12 protein-coding genes are annotated in these 24961 nt (G+C 46.1%); 2 read left to right on the top strand and 10 right to left on the bottom strand.

The window, feature by feature from the left end; all coding sequences use genetic code 11:
- Window positions 1-23: 23 nt before the first annotated feature.
- Window positions 24-2348 carry a S8 family serine peptidase gene (locus FSB75_RS10390; protein ID WP_146786686.1) on the bottom strand — a complete coding sequence of 775 codons (2325 nt, stop codon included), beginning with the start codon at window positions 2346-2348 and terminating at the stop codon, window positions 24-26.
- 458 nt (window positions 2349-2806) lie between these two features.
- Here FSB75_RS10390 and FSB75_RS10395 point away from each other — a divergent pair, with 458 nt between their 5' ends.
- Entirely contained in the window at window positions 2807-4969 is a 2163-nt protein-coding gene (locus FSB75_RS10395) for a TonB-dependent receptor (RefSeq protein WP_146786689.1), read from the top strand.
- A gap of 288 nt (window positions 4970-5257) precedes the next feature.
- Here FSB75_RS10395 and FSB75_RS10400 read toward each other — a convergent pair whose 3' ends face one another.
- Window positions 5258-5854 (bottom strand): hypothetical protein, encoded by a 597-nt coding sequence (locus FSB75_RS10400; protein WP_146786692.1) that lies wholly within the window; start codon window positions 5852-5854, stop codon window positions 5258-5260.
- A gap of 804 nt (window positions 5855-6658) precedes the next feature.
- Here FSB75_RS10400 and FSB75_RS10405 point away from each other — a divergent pair.
- The gene (locus FSB75_RS10405) at window positions 6659-8329 is read left to right on the top strand and encodes a glycoside hydrolase family 43 protein (RefSeq protein ID WP_146786695.1); all 1671 of its coding nucleotides are present in this window, start codon (window positions 6659-6661) and stop codon (window positions 8327-8329) included.
- Between the two features lie 35 nt (window positions 8330-8364).
- On the opposite strand, the gene FSB75_RS10410 is transcribed toward FSB75_RS10405, so the two are convergent.
- From FSB75_RS10410 to FSB75_RS10445, 8 genes are all read right to left on the bottom strand, one after another.
- Window positions 8365-9927, bottom strand: a complete 1563-nt coding sequence (locus FSB75_RS10410; RefSeq protein WP_146786698.1) for a glycoside hydrolase family 43 protein — start codon at window positions 9925-9927, stop codon at window positions 8365-8367.
- A 580-nt stretch (window positions 9928-10507) separates the two neighbouring features.
- Window positions 10508-12796: a GH92 family glycosyl hydrolase gene (locus tag FSB75_RS10415; RefSeq protein ID WP_146786701.1), complete on the bottom strand. Its 2289-nt coding sequence runs from the start codon at window positions 12794-12796 to the stop codon at window positions 10508-10510.
- A gap of 41 nt (window positions 12797-12837) precedes the next feature.
- Entirely contained in the window at window positions 12838-15063 is a 2226-nt protein-coding gene (locus FSB75_RS10420; RefSeq protein WP_146786704.1) for an alpha-N-acetylglucosaminidase, read from the bottom strand.
- Window positions 15064-15072: 9 nt separating this feature from the next.
- Window positions 15073-17250: an alpha-N-acetylglucosaminidase gene (locus FSB75_RS10425; RefSeq protein WP_227990908.1), complete on the bottom strand. Its 2178-nt coding sequence runs from the start codon at window positions 17248-17250 to the stop codon at window positions 15073-15075.
- 10 nt (window positions 17251-17260) lie between these two features.
- Entirely contained in the window at window positions 17261-18091 is an 831-nt protein-coding gene (locus FSB75_RS10430; RefSeq protein WP_146786707.1) for an endonuclease/exonuclease/phosphatase family protein, read from the bottom strand.
- A 28-nt stretch (window positions 18092-18119) separates the two neighbouring features.
- Window positions 18120-20132, bottom strand: a complete 2013-nt coding sequence (locus FSB75_RS10435) for a polysaccharide lyase family 8 super-sandwich domain-containing protein (protein WP_146786709.1) — start codon at window positions 20130-20132, stop codon at window positions 18120-18122.
- Window positions 20133-20164: 32 nt separating this feature from the next.
- Window positions 20165-21340 (bottom strand): glycoside hydrolase family 88 protein, encoded by a 1176-nt coding sequence (locus tag FSB75_RS10440; protein WP_227990551.1) that lies wholly within the window; start codon window positions 21338-21340, stop codon window positions 20165-20167.
- A gap of 209 nt (window positions 21341-21549) precedes the next feature.
- Window positions 21550-24912: a DUF5107 domain-containing protein gene (locus FSB75_RS10445; protein ID WP_146786715.1), complete on the bottom strand. Its 3363-nt coding sequence runs from the start codon at window positions 24910-24912 to the stop codon at window positions 21550-21552.
- Window positions 24913-24961 lie beyond the last annotated feature (49 nt).

Genomic DNA, 24961 nt, shown 5'->3' on the forward strand with positions numbered 1-24961 from the left:
CGCAAAAAATATTCGGAAAGTTTTCAGGTGGGATTAAACGCGGGTTCTTCCAGCAAAGCAATCAATTGATAAACGTTCATTCCTTCTTTCAAACGTTGTATCTCTTCTTCGCACTCTTCCAAATGCGCAACCAATAAAGGACTGGAATATTTTTTTAGAATGGCCGCAACACGTTGCGCACATTCACGCAAGGAAAGACCTTCGATTAATTGCGGCACCGGTTGGCCTGGTTGCGAAGCCGCACGAAAGGCAGCGTTCATCCACGCAGATCCTTTGCTGCGGTGCCATACCGTTGCTACTTTTTTATTGGTGTTAATCAGCGTTCGAATTTCAAGAAAGAAAGGCCGCAACAAACCTTTAAGCCGCTTGCCGTGATAAGTGTTTAGAAAACGCTCCTGCAGGTTTTGCATTTCGGTTTTCGGCGCTGCTTTAAAATGATCGGGGCCGCCGCCAACACCGCCACCAGCTATTCCAGGCGCGGCTACGGCTGCAATGCCGTCAACCGCAGCCTTCGCACTTACCTTTCCGGCGCCCCATCCTGCCACGTCATCGGGCGGTGCGCCACCGGGTGCAGGACGGGCTGTGCCCACAAGGCCACCTTTGATATCGTTAAAACCAAGCGTTTTGTTTTTCTGCAGCATCAACGCGACAACACCCGTTATGTGCGGCGCTGCCATGCTGGTGCCGCTTTTGGTGGTGTAAAAATCCTGGCAACAATCGCAGCAGCAACCACGGTAATCGCCGCCTTCGGAAGAAGCCGCATCGTTGCTGGCCGCCGACAAAATGCCCACACCCGGCGCAGTGATTTCAGGCTTCATGCGCAGGTCAAGCGTCAGGCCGCGGCCCGAACTGGAAGCCAGTGCGCCGCCTTCGTCGTTGTACGAACCAACGGCAATCACGTTGTTGCCCGTGCATTCCTGCCACAGCGTTAATTGTTGTGAAATGTGATCGAGGAATTTTGGCGAAGAACGGTTGTTGTTCGTTCCGTAAAGAATGAGCGCATTCACCATTGTGGCCACGCCGTTCGTTGTTTTTAATTCAATCGTCCAATCGCCGGCAACGTTTACACCACCGGGCGGCGGAACAATTTCAATCGCAATGCGAGAGGTTGGATTTGTGGTATCGTGCGAAACGTTCACTTCGCCATTGACGCCGTTTGCGCCGGGTTTTGGATTGTGCACGAAAGGATCGGTTGGCGCTATCCAGGGTATCAATCCGGACGGTGCGCCAAGATGAGAAGTCAATTGGATGCTGACGTTTGCGCCGGTATAAAGAATCACGATGTTTCGCGTTTGGGTATCGCCCGGTTGCACGGTAAACTTGATGGGCAAAACACCGGCCGCCGGCACGTCGGCCTTTGCGTGAAAATTGCTGGCGCCGTCGTTACCCGAAATCAAGACAAGCGCCACACCGCTTGGGTTGTCGGTGAGTATCTTGTCCATTTCTTTTGCTTCTGCAGACTGGCCGTTCATTTCATCGGTAAACGTGCCGAGACTCATGTTGATGACGACGGGCTTGGGGATTTTTTTGGCTTCGTGAATGATGTATTTAATGGCGTCCGTCATGACGCTTTTGGTGCCGGGCGGAAGCTGTGTGAAATCATCGCCGGTTGTCAATCCCATCATGCGCACCGCAATGATGTCTGCCTTTGGCGCAACGCCAATGAAATGATAAGACAGGTGGCAATTGCCCGATTGCGAACCGTTGCCCGCTGCAATGCCTGTGACGTGTGTGCCGTGCGAATTGGTGTCCTTGTGACGAATACCCGCGTTGATCTGCCCCGGGTTAAATTCAACACCGTAAGAAATGTTGACCGCACCGCCTAACGTTGCGTCGTTAAAACTGTCGGGCGATTTTTCACCGGCGCCGGGTTTGAGGGTCTGATCCCAGATTTTTAAAATGCGGGTAGTTCCGTTGGCATTTTTAAAGCCGTGGTGCTTGTAATCAATGCCGGTATCAATGATGCCGACCACAACGCCTTCGCCACTAAAGCCTGAAAAATTATCGCCGGAACGGCTCCAAACCTGGTCGGCCAAAATTTCGTGGGTGCTGGTGTCGAGGCCAATGGATTTACGCCGCAGCCGCTCAATGGAAATTATTGCCGGATAATTGGCCAGGGCTTGCAATACCTGTAAGGATACGGTTGCATAAGCCACATTACCGGCGCCGGCGGAAGGAGAAAAGCCGGGAACTTTTATTTCGCTCAGCAACCCTTTGTATGTAAAGGCAATGTTGACAGGGTCTTCGAGCTTTTGCGAAGGCGATAATTTTTCATAGAGGCCGGGATGCTCGTCGTAATACTTCTTCTTTGCCAGGAGCATCTGAAGTTCCGGATCGAGTTTGGCCATAAAACAAGTTTGAAAAGTGGTTGTGGTAAAGTTGGACTTTGCGGGAGTTACTGCAAACGATTAAGAGGAAGTCGTCATAAAACGCAGGTTAAGTGGTTAAGAAATCTGGCTCTTGTCTCATTTGATTACGGATGCCACCACAATACAACAACCCGGGCTTTCAACGGAACGGCGGGGAATGAAGAAGTAAATTAAAGGATGCCGGTAAGAAATCCAAAAATCTGCCGGTTTTACTAATAGGGATGCAACGGGACAGACCAATTACGCAGCAACTTTCAATGAGATTTTGTGGTTACAACAAACCGAAGTTCGCTTTACAAACATGCGTTTTAGCGAAGCTTAATTCTTCGCATTAATTTCGACGTTTGTTTTCGTTCAATGAGCCAACGCATCAATTTATTTTTTCGATGTTGCCGGTTTGTGAGCGGCAGGCTTTCTTAAAATCAATTCAATCGTTCGTGAAAAGAGTTATCCTTATCTTCTTGTTTCTTCCCCTTTTTTCAAACGCACAAAACAGGTTTAAAGCCATCGTCAAAGACGAAGACAGCAAAGAGCGGCTACAAGGCGCAACGGTTCAAATTCAAACCCTAAAATTGTCTGCTGTTGCTAATGAAGCCGGCGTTGTTGTTTTGGATGCCATCCCAAACGGCAGGCATTTCATCAGGGTTACGTTCAGCGGATATAAAGAGATGGGAAAGGCATTCGATTTCCCGCTTGCAACAACGGACACCATCGAATTATTTTTAAAACCGGAAGAACAGGCCTTAGATGAGGTAACGGTAAGCACTACACGGTCGAACCGCAGCATACGCAATACGCCAACAAGAGTAGAAGTAGTTGCAGAAGAGGAAGTGCACGAAGAAGCTACCATGCGTCCCGGCGACATACGTATGCTCCTGGCCGAAAGCACCGGGATACAAAGCCAGCAAACCTCCGCTACCAGCGCCAATGCAAGCATTCGAATTCAGGGCTTGGATGGCCGGTACACGCAAATACTAAAAGACGGCTTCCCCGTTTATGCCGGGGCGGCAGGCGGCCTTGGTTTGTTGCAAACACCGCCATTGGATTTGCGCCAGGTGGAAATTATTAAGGGCGCCTCATCTACTTTATACGGTGGTGGCGCCATCGCCGGCTTAATTAATCTGATTACAAAAACACCAACCGATAAACGGGAACTAAATTTTCATGTCAATGCAACGTCTGCCGGCGGGCTTGACCTTAGCAGCTTTTATGGCCAGAAGTTTAAGAAGGCCGGCATAACCTTGTTTGTTTCCCGAAATACAAACAAGGCTTATGATCCTGCGAATATCTTTTTTACCGCCATTCCAAAATTTGAACGTTATACGGTTAACCCTAAATTGTTCTTGTACCTGAACGAAAAAACAAGTTTGAACCTTGGCGTGAACACAACTTTTGAGAACCGCCTCGGCGGCGACATCAATTACATTGAAGGCAAGGGCGACAGCACCCACAGTTATTTTGAAAGAAATAAAACAAAGCGGCTATCAACACAACTCACCTTTAACCACCGGCTAAGTGAAGAAAGCAGTTTGCAAATTAAAAACAGCGTCGGCTATTTTAACCGCGCCATCAACAGCAAGGGCTATTCATTTCAAGGGGCGCAAATCAACAGTTTTACAGAAGCGACCTATGTAAACAAAATGGAGAAGAGTGATTGGGTTGTGGGCATAAACGTTCTGACCGATCAATTTAAGGAAACGCCGTCAACCGTTGCCACGCTTCGAAATTATAACCAGACAACGTTTGGTGCGTTTGTACAAAACACCTGGAACACGGCGGACTGGCTTACAATCGAAACCGGCTTACGAAGCGATTACGTGAACGATTATGGTTTGGCATTGCTGCCGCGGCTTTCGGCGCTGTTTAGAATAGCGCCGAAACTGACCAGCCGCATTGGCGGAGGCATGGGCTATAAAACACCAACCGTTTTTACGGAGGAAAGCGAAAGACTCCTGTACAAGAACGTGCTGCCCGTCAGTCCTTCAACGAACGAGTTGGAAAAAAGCTATGGCGCCAATTGGGACGTGAACTACAAAACATCAATTGATCAGTTTTCTTTTAGCGTCAATCAAGCTTTCTTTTATACTTACCTGCATCATCCTCTTTCGCTGGTTACGGCAGGGAATGGTTTGTACGCATTCAAAAACCTGTCAGGCCACATTGGTTCAAAAGGCGCAGAAACAAATGTCAAATTGGGTTATGATGATCTGGCCTTATACTTAGGCTACACGTACATCAATGCCAAAATAAAAGACAAGGGTGTAAGCCTTGACAACCCGCTCACGCCCAAACACCGTTTCAATGCAGCTTTGGTTTACGAGGCCGAGGGCAAATGGAAATTTGGCTCGGAACTTTACTATTTCAGCAAACAAAAACGCTCCGACGGAAGCGAGGGCAGAGGCTATTGGCTTACGGGCCTTGTGGTTGAAAAGTTATGGAAACACTTTTCTCTTTTTATAAACTTTGAAAACTTTGGCGATGTGCGGCAAACGAAGTTTGAAAGCATCTATTCTGGCACGGTAGCGGAGCCGGTCTTTAAAGACATCTACGCACCGCTGGAAGGTTTTGTTGTAAACGGCGGAATTAAAATCAGCTTGTGAATTATGCCGGCAAGAAAACTTTGGGACAAATCTGTTTCATTGCCTTTATTTACAGCAATCTTTTTTCCGCAGAAAGATGGCTTTTAAAATGCGCAGGAAAATGTTTCCGATTTTCGATGTTGTCGTCATGCCGCAAAATTAAGAAGGGTGGTTTTCGCCACCCTTTTATTCTCGTTAAATCAAAGCCTTTGCATTAAATACGGTGCTGCATACGACGGTCTTCACGTTTTCTTTTCCGGGCTCCCGTTTTACCGACAACAAGACACGCTGTTCACTCCACCCGTTTCTTCACTTCCAAATATGAAAACTCACTTTAAATTTTTTACGCAGCAAAAGTGTTTTCCAATCAATAAAAAAGAACAGGCTGATGATGAGCAAGCCAACGGCTGTTCCAACAATACTGCGCCATGAAACCAGGCCCTGCGTCATAGTAGAAAGATTGGTGGCAACATAATGCCCGGTGCCGACCATCAACGCATCACTGGCAAACTTGCCGATGAAAAAAGGCGGCATGATGTGCAAGGGCTTTATGCGGGCAATGCCGGTGGCGGTAAAAAGGGGCGTGGTGGGAATGGGGATCAGCGTGTAAAGAAGAACGAAAAGGAAAACCTGCCAGGTCTTGCCCGAAAGCCGGCTGCCCAGAAAATTCAGGTCTTCTGACTTTTCCTTTTTTACGAGATGGTCGGCAAGACTTTTTATATACCAACTGTAAACATATCTTCCCAGAGCAGAGCCGCTAACGCCCCAAAAAAGTACCGGCCAGATATCGAGGCCGAATTTTATCTGCAGGAACACCATTACAGACCATGCCGGTGGTCCCACAAACGGAATCACATCTACCAAAAAGGAAGCGAAAAAAACCAGCAAATACAGCAGTGCGTTCACGTCGAAATAGTTAATTCAGCAATCTTCTTTTAATTCGCCTACATATTAGGCAAATCTCACCAAATGATAATTGATCTGGAGCGTTGGAAGATGAAACATAGATCATCCATGAATTCTCATGCGGTTTATAAAAGGCGTGGCGTCCGTGAATTACCCAATACCGAAAGCGTTTCTCTCGATTTGGTTCAATATAAGAACTAAGTCAAAATAGCTCTCTGATAAAATGAATAGCGTTCATCATTAAATTTCATACACAAGATTTGGGTCGACTCCGTTGTCCGCCACCCATGACGTATAAGTACCAAATATTAGGCTTAGAGATGTATGCGTATATCTGGAATTTCGATAGGACTTGCAACCTTCGGTATACAGAAGGTCAAATCGCTTGATTTGCTATTGAAGCTAAATTGGAAATAAAAGACCAAATGATACCTGTTGTAACTTGCCGGCTATTACCATCACACCGACCATTAAAATTCAAGTTTTCGAAGTTCGTCTGCCCGGCTACTATTCCATGATCGATAAAGGGGCTCTATGCAGGAAATTGCATCTTACTTTATTTCCGCATCTCTGGTTATTTCAATGGCATGAACGTACAAACGCCCGGTTGGCTCAAAGCCGTTAAAAAACCGAGTGCCGCAGAACACTGATGGACTGACAAAAAATGACCTTTTAGTAGATAGCGTCAGAAGTAAAAGTATTTTAGCAAACGTTACAACATTTTACACGAGGACATCTATGATTCAACCAACAGCAAAGGATACTCTCAGCTTGACAACGACAACCATCAACAACCCATACTGAATGAAGAAAATCTTTTTTACGCTCTTGCTTCTCCCCTGCTTGTTGTGCCGGGCGCAAAGCGTCAGAACTTATACCAATCCGGTTCTCGCTGGCTTTTATCCTGATCCCAGCATTTGTCGCGTGGGTGATGATTACTACATCGTCAATTCGTCCTTCGCGTACTTTCCCGGCCTTCCTGTTTTTCACAGCAAGGACCTCGTGAGCTGGAAGCAGATTGGCAACGCGATGGACAGGCCTGAACAGCTACCACTGCTTGGCGCCGGTGTTTCAAGAGGATTGTTTGCACCAACCATCCGCTATTACAAAGGACTGTACTACATCCTGTGCACACTAATTGACAAAGGCGGCAACTTCGTCATCACCGCAAAAAATCCCGCAGGCCCGTGGAGCAACCCGGTTTACCTGCACAACGTTACAGGCATTGATCCTTCGCTGTTTTTTGACGAGGGTGCCGACAAATCTTACATTATTTACAACAGCGATCCGCCGGAGAAAAAATCATTGTGGAATGGCCATCGCTCCATACGCATGATTGAATTTGATTACAGAAACATGAAGCCGACCGGAGAAGAAAAACTTTTGGTGAACGGCGGCGTGGATACGGCAAAGCATCCCGTGTGGATTGAAGGACCGCACATTTACCGCATCAACGATTGGTATTACCTGATGTGTGCCGAAGGCGGCACCGGCTACAATCACTCCGAAGTTATCTTTCGCAGCAAGTCGGTTGGCGGGCCTTATGTACCGTGGAAGGACAATCCTATCTTGACACAGCGACAATTGAACCCCGCAAGAAAAAATCCAATCACAACAACCGGCCATGCTGACCTTGTTCAAACGCAAAACGGAACCTGGTACGCCGTGTTTTTGGGTTGTCGACCGTACGAAGGCAATCACTATAATATTGGCCGCGAAACCTTTTTAATTCCCGTAACGTGGACGAACGATGGCTGGCCGGTGATGACAAAAGAAATGGAAGAAGTGCAATATCGTTATCCCCTGCCTTTGCCGAACGTCAATAAAAATCCTGTTAATCCTTACAGCGGCAACTTTAGCTTCAGCGATGATTTTAGTAAAGAGCCGCTGGACCTGCGGTACATTTTTTTGCGCACGCCAACGGATAAATGGTACAACACAAAAGACAAAGCGGGATGGTTAAGTGTACAGCTTCGGCCGCAAACTGTAAGTGGTAAAGAGAATCCTTCGTTTGTTGGTTTTCGACAGCAGCACAACTACGCATCTGCAACAACAAAGCTTTCCTTTACACCAACAGCCGACAACGAAAAAGCAGGAATGGTCATCTTTCAAAACGAGACCCATTTTTATTACCTGTGCAAATCACTTGTGAACGGGAATCCCGCAGTGCAGCTTTACCAATCGGCTAACGACACAATGACCTTGCTGACATCGCAGCCTTTGCCTTCTGCAGGGAACGACGTGTACCTGCGCATCGAACCAAAAGGCGCTGTTTACACCATGTCTTTCTCCACGGACAAGAAAAAATGGACGGAACTTAAAAACGTTGATGCAAGGTTTTTAAGCACGGAAACGGCCGGTGGGTTTGTAGGCTGTGTGTTTGGCTTGTACGCTACTTCAATGGGCAAGCCAAGCAGTGGAAAAGCCTACTATGATTGGTTTACGTACAAAGGAGATGATGCCGTATTTCGTTGAGCGAATTCGCTTGCAGGTCTGCTTGAATAATTTCTTTAGTAATTGATTTTGTCACTGACACGAAAAAAATCAAAGTCAACAAAACCGCCGGTGTTTTTTGTTGCGTAATTAAACAGCGCAAAACGGTATCCCATAAAATGGGGAAGCGTATACGTCATTTTTAATTGCGTGCCAATCGGCATCCATGTTTTGCCGTCAAGGCTGTAGAAGAAATCAGCCACGTCTTTCTTGTCGGTGAAATTGCATTTGGCTTTAAAGTAAACGGTCGTTTGATTGAGCGGAATTGATTGCGATTCTATCGCCTTTCCCGTGCCAACGTTCACCATTACCATTTCTTTCCTATTACCGTTAACGCGAACGCCGAGTAAGCCGTAATTTTTTTGCAGCAAACCGAGTCCGGCAAAGTCACCGTCTTTCATATTCGAAACATCCAGCGAAGTAGTACCGCTGCAGACCGGGCCAATAGTGCGTTGTGTTAATGAATTTCGCGCCAGCAAAAAGCTTGTATCAATTCTGCCCGTGGTAAGGCGGAGATAACCTTTTCGCGCCTTTACAGACCAAAGGCTGTTATCAGGATTGTGATTCCATTGCCAAGCCAAGGGCAATGCCGGCTCGCCTTTTTTGCGGCTGAATTCATCCGAAGCCACAATACCCGGAATGAGCGGTTTGTTTGCCGGAAGGTTGAGTGTTTGCGGCACTTTACCGTCAACGCCGAGCACCGGCCAAGCGTCCACCCACTTCACCGGAACGAGATACGGTATGCGACCCACGGCACCGTAATCGCGAAACAAATAAGCAAACCACTCGCCTTCTGGTGTGTCAATCAAACCGCCTTGCGCCACGCCTAAATCCTGCAACGCAAGCTTACCTTCATACGGACCTGTAATCTTATCTGCGCGATGAATAACAACGGTACGCATACCGGCCCGCGGCCAGGTAATGTTGAAGAGATAATACTTTCCATTCACTTTAAACAACTGCGAACCTTCGGCCTGCAGGTTGATGTTTGTGCCGGCAGGCGCACTGGCATTTTCAATAATGACTTGCTCCGCTGTACCGGGCTTAATGCCGGTGACATCGTTTGTGAGTTCAACCAATTTTAATTTGCCAGCGCCGTAGATAAGATAGACACGGCCATCGTCGTCAAAGAACAAGGAATGGTCGTGATAGCTTGGTTTGAACGAAACAGTTTTCCAAGGTCCTTTCTCTATGTTCTCCGTTGAATAAACATGCGTTCGCCCGGTGGTTTGCGAAAAGGTGGAAACGTAATACGTTCCGTTGTGGTAACGAAGGCTGCTCGCCCATGACCCTCTTCCGTACGTGCTTTTCCCATTGGTGAGAGCCAGTTCATCACTATTTGCCAACGTATCGTAAGCATAGTTCACCAATTGCCAGTTAACGAGATCCTTCGATTTCATAATGGGCACACCGGGACTCATGTGCATAGTGGTGCTGCTCATGTAATAGGTGTTGCCAACGCGGATCATTGACATGTCGGGAACATCGGCGAAGAGGATTGGATTCTGTGCTTGCGCGGCAAGTTTCGAAAGCAAGACCGAAAGAATAAACGTAGCGAAACCCAGTCTGATTTTCTTCATATAGAAATAAGACGTTGCTTTTAATTTCTCAGAATGATCCAATCATTTTGGTTTGATGATTTTGGTATTTGCCGTTCAGATGCATCAAGTTGAATAAATACAACAAGTCGTCGTAATACTGCTCAAGTTTGGCATTCCACAACGCACGAACAAAATCAAGACCGCTTTTCTTGTTGTTGATCAACGTCGTAAATGCAGCCGTTGCTATCAAGCCCAATAAATGGACATCCTCTTAAAACCACCCTATTTCTAAGATAATACTTCCGCGAACATAGTGTACACTACGCCGCCGCTTAAATGCAATATTGACACAAGTAAGTCCAATCGTCGCGGCTGGTCAGATCGAGAATACAAACCTTCGGTATACGGAAGGATACAAAATCACAAGATAGAATGCCCGACAAAGGTCGAACCACTTTGTTCAAGAACTCAAAATCATTAAACTGCTTTGAATCAATCCATTAGTTTCGATAGTATGAGTAAACCCTGTAATAACTGGTTCGACCTTTGTCCGCTCTGCTCCTCAAGAATAACTATTCATGATAAAACAAACCACATCATTTAAATAACCTCCGCCTGCTTACTTCGAAAACGAATATGGATAAGCGTTCTTTGTTGTTCCTCTTTGCTGGTTAGGCTTGTTTGACATTGTGAATTGCAAAACGCCGCCCCGTATCAAATCAAAATGACTTACCCAATTTTTGTCGTAAGACTTACCGTTTAATTTCAGGTCTTGCACGTAACGGTTTACGTCGCTGTTCGCCGGCGCACTGATAACAAATTTTTTATGGCCGGGCAGAGAAACGGTTATCTTTTTAAACAGCGGCGCACCCAAAACGTATTGATCCGTTGCCGGGCAAACAGGATAAAAACCTAAGGCTGAAAACACATACCATGCGGAAGTTTGCCCGTTGTCCTCATCGCCGCAATAGCCGTCGGGTGTAGGCTTGTACAAATGATTCATTGCTTCACGAGCCCAGTATTGCGTTTTCCATGGCTGACCCGCATAGTTGTACAAATAAATCATGTGCTGAATGGGTTGGTTGCCGTGTGCATACTGCCCCATGTTCATGACCTGCATTTCGCGTATTTCGTGGATCACGCTGCGGTAATAACTCTCGTCAAATACCGGCGGCATGGCGAACACTGAATCCAGCATCGCCACAAAGGCTTTATCGCCGCCCATCAGTTTTTTCAAACCGGCAATGTCGTGAAAAACGCTCCAGCTATAATGCCAACTGTTTCCTTCGGTAAACGCGTCGCCCCATTTGAACGGATTGAACGGCGACTGAAACGAACCATCTTTGTTTCGTCCCCGCATCAACTTTGTTTGCGCATCAAAAACATTGCGATAATTCTGGCAGCGTTTGGCATACAAATCAATTTCTGCCTGCGGACGCTTTAATGCCTTTGCCAGTTGATAGATGGTGAAATCATCATAAGCATATTCCAGGGTCCTCGCTGCGTTCTCGATAATCTTTACATCGTACGGTACGTAGCCCAACGTGTTGTAATACTCAACTCCTTTTCTTCCAACCGCACTTACAGGTCCTTCGTTGTTAGCACCGTGCAGCATTGCTTTGTACAGGGATTCAATATCATAACCTCTAAGGCCCTTGATGTACGCATCGGCAACAACAGAAGCCGAATTGTTGCCAATCATAATGTCGGCGTAGCCCGGACTTGACCATTCCGGCAACCAACCGCCTTCTTTGTAATCATTCACCAAACCTTGCTGCATCTCTTTGTTGACCTCGGGGTAAACAAGGTTTAGGAAAGGATACAACGCACGAAACGTATCCCAAAAGCCGGTGCCACCAAACAAATATCCTTTTTCAACCTTGCCGTTATACGGGCTGTAGTGAATAACGTTTCCATTCTTATCCGATTCATACAATCGCTGCGGAAACTGCACCATCCTGTAAAGGCAGGAATAAAACGTTTTTGTCTGTTCTTCGGTACCGCCTTCTATCATTAGTCGTCCAAGCGTTTCATTCCAGCGGGCCTTTGCTTTTTGTTTCGTTGTCGCAAAGGTTTCTTTGCCAACTTCTCTTTGAAGATTTAATTCCGCTTGTTCAAAAGAGATAAAGGAAGAAGCAACTTTTACATTGATCTTTTCGCCTTTGCTTGTTTTAAAACCAATGATGGCACCAGAATGGTTCGCGGTTACTTCCAGAGAATCTTTCAACAACGTGCTGTCGCGCCAGCCAGATGAGAACGAGAAAGCTTTGTCAAGATAAATCACAAAATAATTGCGGAAGGCCGACAGTGGCCCGCGGCTGTAGCGTGTGGAATAACCAATGATCTTGTTCTGCGAAGGAATAATTTTTACGTACGAACCTTTGTCAAAAGCATCAATCACCAAAAACGAACTGTCGGATTTTGGATACGTGAACTGAAACTGCGCCGCTCTTTCAGTGGTCGTCAATTCAGTCGTCACATCAGCATCGGCTAAGTAAACATTGTAGTAGTACGGCTTGACAATTTCTGCCTTGTGCGAAAACCAACTGGCGCGGTCGTCTTGTCGAAACTTCAAACTTCGCGTCACCGGCATGATAGCAAACTGCCCGTAATCGTTCATCCACGGCGAAGGCTGGTGCGTTTGTTTGAAGCCGCGGATTTTATCGGCGCTGTATTGATATTGCCAGCCGTTGCCCATTGCACCGGTTTGCGGCGTCCAATAGTTCATGCCCCAAGGCAAACCGATTGCGGGATATGTATTGCCGTTGGAAAGACTTGGCTTGGAATCGGTGCCCATCAAGGGATTGACCCATTCCACAGGATCGCTTGGCTGTTGGGCAAAGACAATTGTTTGCGAAGAAAACAACAAGCCTAAAATCAGAAAACGAATTGCGTTAACGGTGTACATGGATGCAAACTTGTGTTGTTTATCGAATTGAAATTTATACATTACTTGTATATCGCTGCAACGACGTCTTTGTACTTCCTGTACATTGCCTTCGCAACAGTTATTGAACTTCCGTTGGTTTCATCCGGATAGGCTTCATGACTATTCACCCAACTCCACTCCCATTCTTTGATTTGGTTGTCGAAATACTTTTCCTCAACCGGTTGATGACTTTTCATCTGTTGAACGACATACGCAAAAAACTGCTCCCATCTTTTCTTATAGAAACCGTTTAGCAAACCTGACCATTGCCTGCACGAATATTCGCGAAGCGTACTGTTTTTATCGCCCCACAAGGTGATAAGGTTACGGGCATTTTTCTCGTAAAGATTTTTTTCTTCAGCAGTCGTGCCCCAACTCCTGGCATCGGCCAACCATTTGCCCAATAAAAAATCTTTTTGCGTAGCCAGCAAATTGTCCATGTCGCTGATTAGTGCTAGAAAAGCATCACTTTGTTTTTGAAATGAATCAAGGTCGCCTTTCTTGTACAATCGTGCGCATTGTTGTTGCAAGGCGTTAGCATAGTTTGCCAGCACTTGCCGGGTCAGGTCAACAACATCGTATCGAAAGCCTTCGCTGCTTTTCAATTCTTCGGTGGCCGTCATGAAATAATTCCAGGCTGGCAGCAATTGCGCTGCACGATAGGACAAGCGTGTCGCCACGCCTCTTGTGCTTGCCGAAAAGGTTGGCCGTCCGCACACAATTGATTCTGCACCGCCGTTTGTAATGCTGTCGTTGTAGGCCGTTTCTTTCAATATCTGCCAGGCCTTTTCAACATCGGTGTTTCGTTTACCGTAACGACGCAAGGCATAGCCGTTCAACCATGTGTTTAGTGCTATCGGTTCATCGTGCCAAACATTTTCAAGCATCAGGTCATACATCACGGGGTTTTGTTCAATAGCTTCGGGTGTCAACCCAAGACCAATCAACTTGCCTTTGTTTGAATTGTGTAATGCGGCTGAAGGATCGGCCGCAACGTTTTGCATACGTCCGTACAAACTGTTGTTGCCGCCAAAATTGTGCAGCATGCACCAGATCCAGGGTTTGCCGTAATAGGCTTCCGTTTTTGTCCATACGGGGTTCTTTTCGCTCCACAAATCCAGCAGAATCATCTTGTCGTTTGGCACGGCATTCAACAGCGCTTTTATTTGCGTGGGCTGCCAAAATTTAGCGGAGAAATGAAAGAGCCATCCCTGCATAACCCACACGGCTTTCGGATCGGCAGCAGCCATTGACTGGTAAACTTTTTTACTAACATCACCTAAGAAGGTGGAGTCGTTCGTGGGCGGAACGTTTTCGTTGAAGGTGTCAGCGGAGTAGATGTGATCCGTACCGAAAGTTGCCGTTTGTTCCTCGATGAATTTTTTACCGATGGTTATGAACAAGGGATCGGATGGATCAAGTAAATAGACATCGCCAAACTTTCCGTTCCAGTTGGTGGTTTTAAATTTCGCAGTCAGGAATTTATTGCGCAATGCAGAAGGCACATGTCCTGTAAATGCCGGAAGCACAGGCGTCATACCCAATTCTCGTTCACTTTGTAAAATTTTCTTCTGCAACTCTTCGTGCGACTTCATCCAGCTTTGCGGCAAGGGACCACCCCATGCATCAAGGTTCCCCATCCAGAACCAACTGAAGTAAGCCGGTCCGCTAAAAAAGTTTTTAAGCTCATCTTGCGAAAGGCCCATTGATCGATACACCTTGTTCCAAACCGCTTCCTGTCCTGTTATTGCCAGCGGCATGTTGATGCCGTTCAATGCCATCCAGTCAACTTCCTTTTGCCAGCGTTCCCAGTTCCACCAGCTCATGGTGTAATTGAAGGTGCAATAGTTGAGGTAGTACCGGTACTTGTACGGCGATTCCTTTTGCACTTTTTCTTTTACTACAGGCAATGGATTAGGTAAGTGGAGATTATTGCCGTTCCAGGTGATGCTGCAATGCGCAAAATTTTTCAAATAATAATTCAAAGCACTGGCGATGGAAATGCCGTTGTTGCCCCGCAACATAATTTTGCCTCCAACGCTTTCGATCTCGAAACAATCGTTGCCGTTCTTCTTTTCAATGAAGCCAATCACAAATTTGTTGGCGTGTTGCGGCAGCACTCGTTTGATTAAAGCATAAACGGCTGCAGTTTTATCATTGTTATTTTCACCATCCAATGCTTTCGCCATGAACGAAACGGATAGCAAAACAAAGAGCAGTAAAGCTTTTATTCTTTGATGGAACATCGTGATTAATTAATTCTGGTTGACCATTTCTATTGCAACACGCAACGGATCAGCATAAGCCTTTGTTGTATTCCTCCAGGGCGTCTTTATCCATCGCTCTTCCCATTCACGCAACGCATTTCTTTTATCTGACAATTGAAGCTTCATGCGAGGAATGTAATAGTCTTTTATCAGGCCGCTCCACATGCGAGCCGCATAATCACTTTGCGCAGCGCCCCAGGTTGTGATAAGCCGCTTCGCATTGCTTTCGTAATAATCTTTTTGTTTGACATTAGTGCCATGCGCTCTCGCCGCTTCTACCCAAGGCTCCAAGCGATCCGTTGGATGCGATTGCAACAGCCGGTCAACAACGGTAAGCAAGTTCACGGCCTTTGCTAATTCGTCATCACGTTGCTCTCGTTGCTGAAGCGTATCGGCACGGAGCGCCAGCTTATAATGATCGTCGGCTTTGATGGAGAGATACAGTGCAGCCAACTCAATTGCATCAGCCCTATAAAGCTGCGACGACTTTAACTGATCAGCACTTTGCAAGAACGTCTTCACCGCTTGTAAAAAAGCAGGGCTTGTATTGAGCGCAGTTTTGCGTTTTTGATCGGGCAAAACCGTTTGCCAGGTAAAGCGAGGGTAAGAAGAAAAAGAACCGTACACCGATGATCGCAACAAGTTCCATGATTCTTTTAGCGATTGCGGATAGGCACCGTAGCGTGCACTGCTATAAGCAGCCAACCATTGGTCAAGATCGATGCTGTTATTCGTCCAGCCCAGATCGGCCAGCAATTCATAAATCACTTCGTTGTTCTCAATGCCTTCCGGTGCAGAGCCAAAGCCAATCAGCGTTTTTGCATACGGTGATTTCAATGCTTCTGCGGAGCCGGATGCATACAAAGAAAGATCACCCGTGTAGGTTGTTTTGCCGCCAAAATTTGGCACGTAACTGTAAATCCATTTTTTGTCGTGATAACCTTGCTGCGTTTTCCAGGTTTGTTCGATGTGCCACACGTATTTCGGAAATTCATTGGCCAGGTCAACGATGATCATCTTGTCATCAGGCACGTTCTTCAACATGGCCTTCAAGGTTTCGGTGTCCCAAAATTTATGCTGGTAGCCGAAGGTCCATCCTTGTGTAACCCATACCGCATCAGGGTTTCCGGCTGCGATTGATTTGTAAATGGAAGCGCCGTAATCAGCCAGCAGCTTGTATTTCGCGGCCGTATCGTTTTTGGGAACGGGCACATCCATCTCGTTAAAACTGTCGGAAAGATAAAATTCATTTTTGCCGAACTCCGCTTCCCATTCCTGTATAAACAGCTTGCCAATCTGTTCAAAATACTTCGTATTGGGTGCTAACACAAAAGCATTGTATTCCTGCGGGAAACCGCCCCATGTCAGTCGTTTTACTTCAACATCCGGATGTAAGTTTTGAAACCCTTCGGGCACAAATCCCGCAAAGGCCGGCGCAATAGGATGCATGCCCAGCTCGTGCATGCGTTTTAATATGCGGTGTTGCAATTGAAGTTGGTCAAGATGCCAGCTTAACGGAATAGGGCCGTCCCATTTATTAAGATTGCCCATGCGGTGCCAGGGCAAATGTGCGGGGCCTGTAAAGAATTCGGCAATCTGCGCATCGGATAACCCAAGTTTTTTCCAAACCCTTGCGGCTATTGCTTCACTGGCAACGGTTGCCAAAGGCATGTTCACGCCGTGCAGCGCCATCCAATCCAATTCCTGTTCCCATCGTTTCCAATTCCAATACGGTGTCGTATAACCAAACGTTACCACGTTAAGAAAGTAGCGGTATTGATAGGGCGATGTAATTTTTTCTTCTGCATAATCAGGCCATGTTTGCGGCAGGTTTAAGTGCTTGCCATTCCAAGTAACCATGCTGTGACAAGCTTTTTGCAGGTAGGTACGAAAGGCATAAGTGATGGCAGTTACACTGCTTCCGCTTATAGACAGTTTTCCTTTTTTGGCTTCTATCAAGTAAGCGTCTTTTCTATTCACCGATGGAATTAATAGCAAGGAGATGCTCTTCGACCTTGCGCCAATTGTTCGTTCAATAACGCTTCTCGCGGCAGCTAAAATTTCTTCGTCGCTTTTTTCGTTTGCCATTGCATCAATTGGCAAAACAGCCGTTACAACAAGCGTTATAAAGAGCGAGAATAAAACAATGGCTCTTCTTTTTTTCATCCGTATTTCTTTATCGCAATTGAAGAATGGCTTTGACTGGGCGGTGATCGGAAGCATAAGATTCATCCACGACAGCGTGCGAAAGAATGGAAAACGTTGATGCCGGCGCAAAGGCGATGTAGTCTATGGTTCTGTTTGGATTTTTTTCAGGAATCGTGAACGGGCAATCGCCAACACAAGTTCGTGTAAACACACCGTCAAGCTGCTTGATTACGTCGCTTGTTGGCAAAGCATTGAGATCACCGGCAATAACGACAGGAAGGCTTTCATCTTTTGCTACCTCGATAATTTTTTTAATCTGCATCTGCCGGTTTACATCGTCGTGCTGCGCATCAAGATGCGTGCAGGCAAAAACAAATTTTTTATTGTGCGGCAAAACGATCGTCGCCATTGCCAGCGTTCGGTGTTCGCCTTTGGTATTATCATCGGTGGGAAGTGAAATATTACGCAGGTTTTCCATCGGAAATTTTGAAAGAATGGCAACGCCGTATTCACCGCCACCGTAATCAATTGCCTTGGCAAAAAAAGCTTTCATACCGGCAAGCCTTGCTATTTCTTCGGCTTCGTGCATCGTCGTCCCCGAACGATTCGTGTGCACATCCACTTCCTGTAACGCCACCAAGTCGGGTTGTTGCTGCTTTATCACGTTGGCGATTGCATCAATATCAATCACTCCAGGTTTTGAAGGCGGGTTCGCGTGGTGAATATTGTAGGTAAGAATCGAAACCGTGTTTGACTTCGTTTGACTACCGTTTGAAGAATCACCGGTCGGCAAGGTTTTTACACCGCAGCCAAACAGGAAACCAAACAACGAAACCAATGCAACAGAATATATCTTCATCTGCAAACAATTTAAACAACTATAAAAATCACTTCAACGACAAACCTTTGGTGGAAAATCCATTAGCCGGCAACTGCACGTCATAAACTTTATTGTTTAGTTGAACACGTACAGAATCATTCGACTGCAGCGAATCGCTTGCGTACAGTTTACCGTCCTTCAACAAAAGCAAACAAGGCTTGGTAACGGACAATCTTCCGCCTTTAAAAGCAACCACACCGGGACCAAAAAACGCCGCCATCAAACTTCCGTCCGTAAATGAAACAACCTGGCACGTAGAATCATTGCGCAAGATTTTGCAACCGGGATTTTTTGCAATGCAGCTTGCTTCAGCAGGTGTTTTACAAAAGGCGGCGATGTAGCCAAACGACTGCACTCTTGACAGGTTTTTATGCAACAGCAGCGGCATAAAAATCTTTTCTTTCACCGGCTCATTCGGTTCCGATGTATTGATGTCTGACCACTTTGCCGTAACGCTTTGCAATCGCACATCGGCCGTTGCATTGCCAAGCGGCACATACACAAAATTGTTGTGGTGTACCCATTTTATGTGACGAATATGATGATTACCTTCTGCAAGCATGTTGCTCTCTTTGTTTACCGTCACAGCGCTACGCCACCGCGATTGATCCATCGCCGTATAAGCAGAATCAACGTTTTGTCCTTTCAAATCGGCCACCAGGCAAACAACGGTATTGCCGTAACAAAACCATGATTTCTTTGCCGAAATGAATGCGCTTCCGTCTTTGTTTGCAAGAACGTAATCCATGCTTGTAAGTCCGGTTTTACCGTCAGTTACGCTGCCAGCAAAATCTTTTCGTATGATTTTATCCGCTCCGCCAAAGCTTGTGATGCCGGGCAAATAGTTCCAATTCCATGCTGGCATCAGGTTAAAATATTCTTGCCCGTCATGAATCAGGTAAGCATCGCCGCTGTTAAGCAAACGCCCTTTTAAATTTTCGCTGTTGATGGATTCAGTGACCTGCGTGCGGGTAGAAATAGTCTTTACAAAAAGACTGAAATCAGGCTGTTGGTATGCGGCGAAATCAGAATAAGGATAATAGCGAAAGCCACTCAACGCGCCGTGACCGTTTTGATGATTGGCGATTGAGGCGAGTTCTGTTTTCTTCTCCGGCGCAAGCTCAATAAAGAAGGGCAACAACTCGCGGACATCCGGACTGTGCAAAGCATTTTTACGGCTTGCCGATCGGTCCATTGTTCCGGGAACGGTATTGATTCCCCTTGCCATCCATTGCCAGCCTTCCAGTAAAAAATCGGTAAGCACATTGATCTTTTCTTTTGGAAAAGCAAGCGCCGTTTCTCTAAGCTCCCAAGCCAATCGAACGTTCTCTTTTAAAAAAGCCGCACCGTATTGATACATCTGCAGGCGCTTGTCGTGCTGGTGAAAACTGTAATCGGGTTGCACGCCATCAACGGTTGTGATTTTGATTTCGTTAACCAGCAAGTTCCTGCATTTCTGAACCAATGCTGAATCTTTCGTCAGCAAACCATAATGCAAGCCAAGATCAGCGGTCCACGTAAGGTTAGCGCCTGTAGAATTGCTTTGAATCCTGTATTGCCCTAAAATTTCCAACGCACCTTGAAGTTGTGTCGGCGAAAGCGATGGTCCGATAAGAATAACAATATCTCTCATTTGCTGCGGCACGCCTATTTCGTTGTGCCACCAATTGGGACATTTGTAACGATGCTGTAGCCAATCGCTTAATGCCAGCTCGATGCTTTGCAGCGTTTGTGTTTGGTGATAAAATTTCGACTGCGGATTAACGTATGCATACGCCAGTTGCCGTAATCTTTTCAGGTGAAGCAAAGGCTTCCATCCTCCTCTTTCCTGGTCGTTGTAATCAATATCGCTCCACCGGCCTTCGCTGCTCAAAGATGCTTGCAATTGGCCTGCATCATCCGACACCTCAAAGGTTCTAAACAAGTATTGTTTGTACCGGTTCAAAACGGTATCGGCTTGCGCAAACAAGACTTGAACAAGCAGCAAACAACCGATAAAAACAATTACGTTTCTTTTCATGTTTATCTCAACAACTGATTCAGATTAGGAATCTATTTCTTCAACTCTTTATACCGCTTCATTGCTTCAACAAAATAATAATCGGCATAGGTTAGCGGCACGTCAATTTCCGAATAGGCCGGTACGCTTCCCGTGCTGTGTTTCAAAATAAAGTTTCCGTTTTCGCCGGTTGCTGCTTTATACTTTGGTGAAGACAAAGCCCATAAAATATCTTCCGCCGCTTTTAAATATTTTTTTGATTGTTTCTTGTTGGTGTATTGCGACAATTCAATCAGGGCAGAAGCAGCAACAGCAGCGGCAGAAGCATCTTTTGGAATTTCAGCAAACTTCGACGGATCGTATTTCCATTGCGGCGTATAGCCGGACTGATTAACGTTGAAGTCCCAATCGGGTATCGTGTCCTTCGGAAGATGTGCGAGAAAAAAATCGGCCATGCCTTCGGCCGTTTTAAGAAAAGACTTTTCGCCTGATTCGCGGTACACCATGGTGAAACCGTAAATGCCCCAAGCTTCACCTCTCGACCAGGTGGAATTATCCGAAAAGCCCTGGTGCGTTTCTCTTGATTTCACCGCACCGGTTTCGGGATCGTAATTCACAACGTGGTAGCTGCTATAATCCGGTCGCACATGGTTCTGCGCCGTCTTTCTTGCATGGCTAATTGCCATGTTTCGAAAGCTTGAATCGCCGGTCACCTTTGATGCGTAAAACAGCAATTCAAGGTTCATCATGTTGTCGATAATAACGGGATAAGACCATTCTCCGCCGTGATAAGATTTTACTTTATCCCATGACTTGATGCAACCCACTTTGGGATTAAAACGAGACGCAAGCGACCTTGCGCTTGTCAGTAAAATGTCTTTGAATGCCGGCTTCGGTTGTATACGTTCTGCGTTTCCAAAACTGCAATACATCATAAAGCCGAGGTCGTGGGTTGTTTTGTTGTTCTTTTCTTTTTCCAACACCTTCAAGATGCGTTCGGATTCAAGTAACAGTGATTGATCTTTTGTTTGTTCGTAGAGATAAAGCAAAGTGCCGGGATAGAAGCCGCTGCACCAGTCTGAAGAAGCACCCGTTTGAAATTTATCCGTTTGCGCATAGTAGGTTTTTGGAAAACGATCGGCCGGAAGCCTGCGCATCATACCCTTGTACTGCGCAGCCGCATCGCTAAAATTTTGATCGATCTTTTCTTCTAAACGTTTATCGGCCACAATGCTTTTTTGCGATGCGCATCCTGCAAAGACGAAAACGAAAAGAAGCATGGTTAACCGACGAATCTGCATTGAGATCATGGCGTTTATTCATTGAATGATTAGCGCTATTAAATTAAAGAAGGCCGGAAAAATTACTCCCGCCGGCCTTACGGCTGCTTATGTGAGAGAACTATTCTGAGTGTTGTGTGTACGTATTGCATATACGATCATGCTGATTGTTGCGCTGTTGCCTTTGCGCTTTCCAATTGCGTGACAAGTCGCAAATGCGTGATGCAACCCAAATGCACAACGTCTTCCTGCAACGCTTTTTTAAATGCCTGTTCTGCTTCCTGATATTCTCCCAATCCGAGCAAACCGAGGCCGAGCATGTAATGACAATGCACCCTGTTGCGAAGCGAAAGATCGTCTTCAAATATCAGCAGGTCGGGAAGCGAAACGGCGAAATAATCAATCTTCACATCACCGTTTACGTGCTCTTTTCCGTATTGTACCAGTCGCTGGAATATTTGTGTTGCTTTTTCTTTTTCACCAAGCTTGCTCCACGCAAGTCCCTGGTAGAACATTTTATCCGGTTGTTGGTCGTTGTAAACAATAGCGGCAGATGGTGTGAACGATCCAGCGGTTGCCTTTGCATAAAACTCGTTTGCCTTCTTCGTGTTCCCCATCTCTTCGTATGCACAAGCCATCCAATAAAAGATGTCGTTTTCCTGCGCACCAAACAGTTTGCCTTCACCAAGATTGTGCGGGTAAACTTGCGCCTGCTCCAGCAGTTCAATTGCCTTTGAAAAATTGTTCAGTCCAAGTTGCTGCTTCGCCATTTCAATCAAACTGTAACAGTATTGAGCGGAAACTTTTCCTTCGCCACCTTCCCACGGATGAAACTTGCGTTGCATGATGAGTTCATGCGCCGTTTCGTAGTCGCCGAGAAGGTTGTATAAAGCGGTTCGCTCCAAATAAAGATCGTCCCGCTTTTCCACCACTTGCAAATGCTTTTTCAAAAACGCGAGTCTCGCTTTTGGCTCTTGGTTCAATCGCTTGTAAAGCTGGTCGACTTCCATCAACACACGTGCGTCGGAAGTATTTAGGGTAAAGGCTCTTTCGTAAATGCTTTGTGCAGCCAGTACATCGTTGCGCTTGTTAAAGAAAGCCATGCCGAGATTTCTGTAAACAGTTGGAAAGGAATTGTCTCTTTCAAGAGACAACTTCCAGCAATCAATGGCTTCGTTGTACTGCCGTTTGTCGTACCAAAGATTACCGAGGTAGTAGGGCGCCTTTGCATCTTTCGGGTTACAGTTGATTGCCGATTGCAAAACGATGATATCCTGCAACCTGTTTGGAAAGCAATAAGAAGAATCCGCAGTTGATGCTTTTTCAAAATATCGGAGTGATTCGTTTTCACTACCCAGTTGCTGATGAAGCCATCCTAAGTAATACCACAACATTGGCGAAGCACTCATTTCTTTTTTCTCCGCAATGGCTTGCAGTAGTTCAATCGCTTCGTCAAACAAACCGGCTGCAGCATAGTCAAGTGCGTATTCAAAATAATTCTGTTCGTAACCTCTTGCAAGAATGTTTAGTTGTTCGATTGATGCTTTTGCTACGACTTCGTTATTGCGTTTCCGGTATATTTTGCTTTGCTCAAAATAAACACCCAGGTTGAAAAGATCTCGTTTCAATGCTACTTCGCAAACTTGCAATGCTTCGTCATATCGTTCCAACTTCCGTAAGGCTGCAATCTTCAATACATAAGCTTTGCTATTGCCCGCGTTTCGGTCAAGCGAAAGTTGAATGTGTTCCAACGCAGAATGATAATTGCCTTTTGACAAATCCAGTTGCGCAATTGAAAAATAGCTTCCGTGTTGCCACGCTGCGTTCCATGCCGCCTTGTAAAAAGACTCGTAAGCTTCCTCATTTCTGCCTTGCATTTTTAAGCACAGTCCAAGGTTGTAGTATGGCTCGCCGTCGTATGGATTCGGATTTCGCTTCGACAACGATTCAATTGCGGCGCGAAAAAAAGGTTCGCTTCTTTCAAACTGGCCTCTTCGGAAATACCAAAGACCAAGCGCATTGTTGTTACGAATATCAGTTGGATCGCGGCGCAAGGCTTCTTCGTAATAAGGCACCGGACTGTAAGTAGCGTGACGATATTGCTCAAGGTGCAGGCCGGTTAGAAACAATTCTTCGGTTGTCTCAACGTCTTTTGGCGCCAACGCAGGCTTTGCTGCTTCGGGTAGCTCTTTCTCTTTCGCCTTTCCCGGTTCGTACCGAAGAATTTCTTTTCCGCTTTCGTTAAGAATCGTCACAGTAATATCCTTGGTTGAAATGGTCTCTTTCACCGGGGTGCTTGTTGCAAACAATTCTTCAGGACTGACAAAAACTTTTTTATTAAATAGCAACTGACCGGCACATGCCAATCGAATGATGACATTTTGCGAAGACGTAGCAAATAGTTTTAAATCCAATGCTTCGCCGATCTGCTCAACGTTTAGCAAAACATCTTTCGTTGCGCCCTTCACCACACCCAGTTCGCGATAAGGCAAAAAGTATTGCGTAAATGTTTTTTCCTCGTAAGGCATCAACCAGCTAAAGTCAGGTTGGTTATCGGTGAAAACACCGGCCATCAATTCAATGTAAGGCCCGTCTTCGTCGGTCAGGTTTCTATCCCACGCAAGACCAAAATCGCTGTGTCCCCAGGTCCATTGTTTTTTTCCCGGCGATACGTGATGATTGGCAACGTGCAAAACACCGGCCCGTGTGTCGTGTTCGTAACCGCCTAAGAAATCATAATCGGAATTGATTGCCATGTACGAAGTCGGAACCGGAATGTTCTTGTAACGGGAAATATCCGTACCCGGAGCGTAATTCACTTTGTAGTAAGTGCCCTTTGCAATGGGAAAGCTTGATACGTCGCGTTTGCCGTGATCAAATACCGCGTTAACATCGGGCGGAAAAACAGACTGGTAATCGTCGTTCACTTTTACCGCAGGATTAGCCCACCACAAAAAGGTTTGCGGAAGCGGTGTGCGGTTGTACAGCTTTACGTTGATTTCGAGAAAAGCTTTGTCGGGATGAAGAACAAAACCCGCCATGCCCTTTGTTCCGAACATGCGTTCCACTTCATTCACCCAAATTGTTTTGCTGCCGTCGCTGGCCTCCTCAATGGAATAATCAACCGGCTCAAACGTACTTGGACGGTGGTGTTGCGGCCAGTTAAATTCAATGCCGCCCGAGATCCACGGTCCACACAAACCAACGAGGGCAGGCTTGATGACCTGGTTGTAATAAACAAAATGACGACCCTTTATTTTGTCGTAAGCCATTTGCACACGGCCGCCCAGTTCAGGCAGGATCATGATTTTCAGGTAACGATTTTCCAAAAACAAGCCGGTGTATTCCTTGTCTTTCTTTTCATCATAAATCTTATCGATCACCGGGTTTGGATAAACAACGCCGCTGCTTCCCTGGTAAACGCGGTTTTCAAAAAACATTGGGTTCTTATCCGGCACACCCACTTCGTAAGTCGGTATCACAACGGTTTCTTTCCAAACACTTACAGATGATTGTTCCATTCGTTATTTGTTTTCACAATTCAAACGCACGTCGAATTGCGCTTCACGT

Source organism: Flavisolibacter ginsenosidimutans (genome assembly GCF_007970805.1).
GTDB lineage: Bacteria > Bacteroidota > Bacteroidia > Chitinophagales > Chitinophagaceae > Flavisolibacter > Flavisolibacter ginsenosidimutans.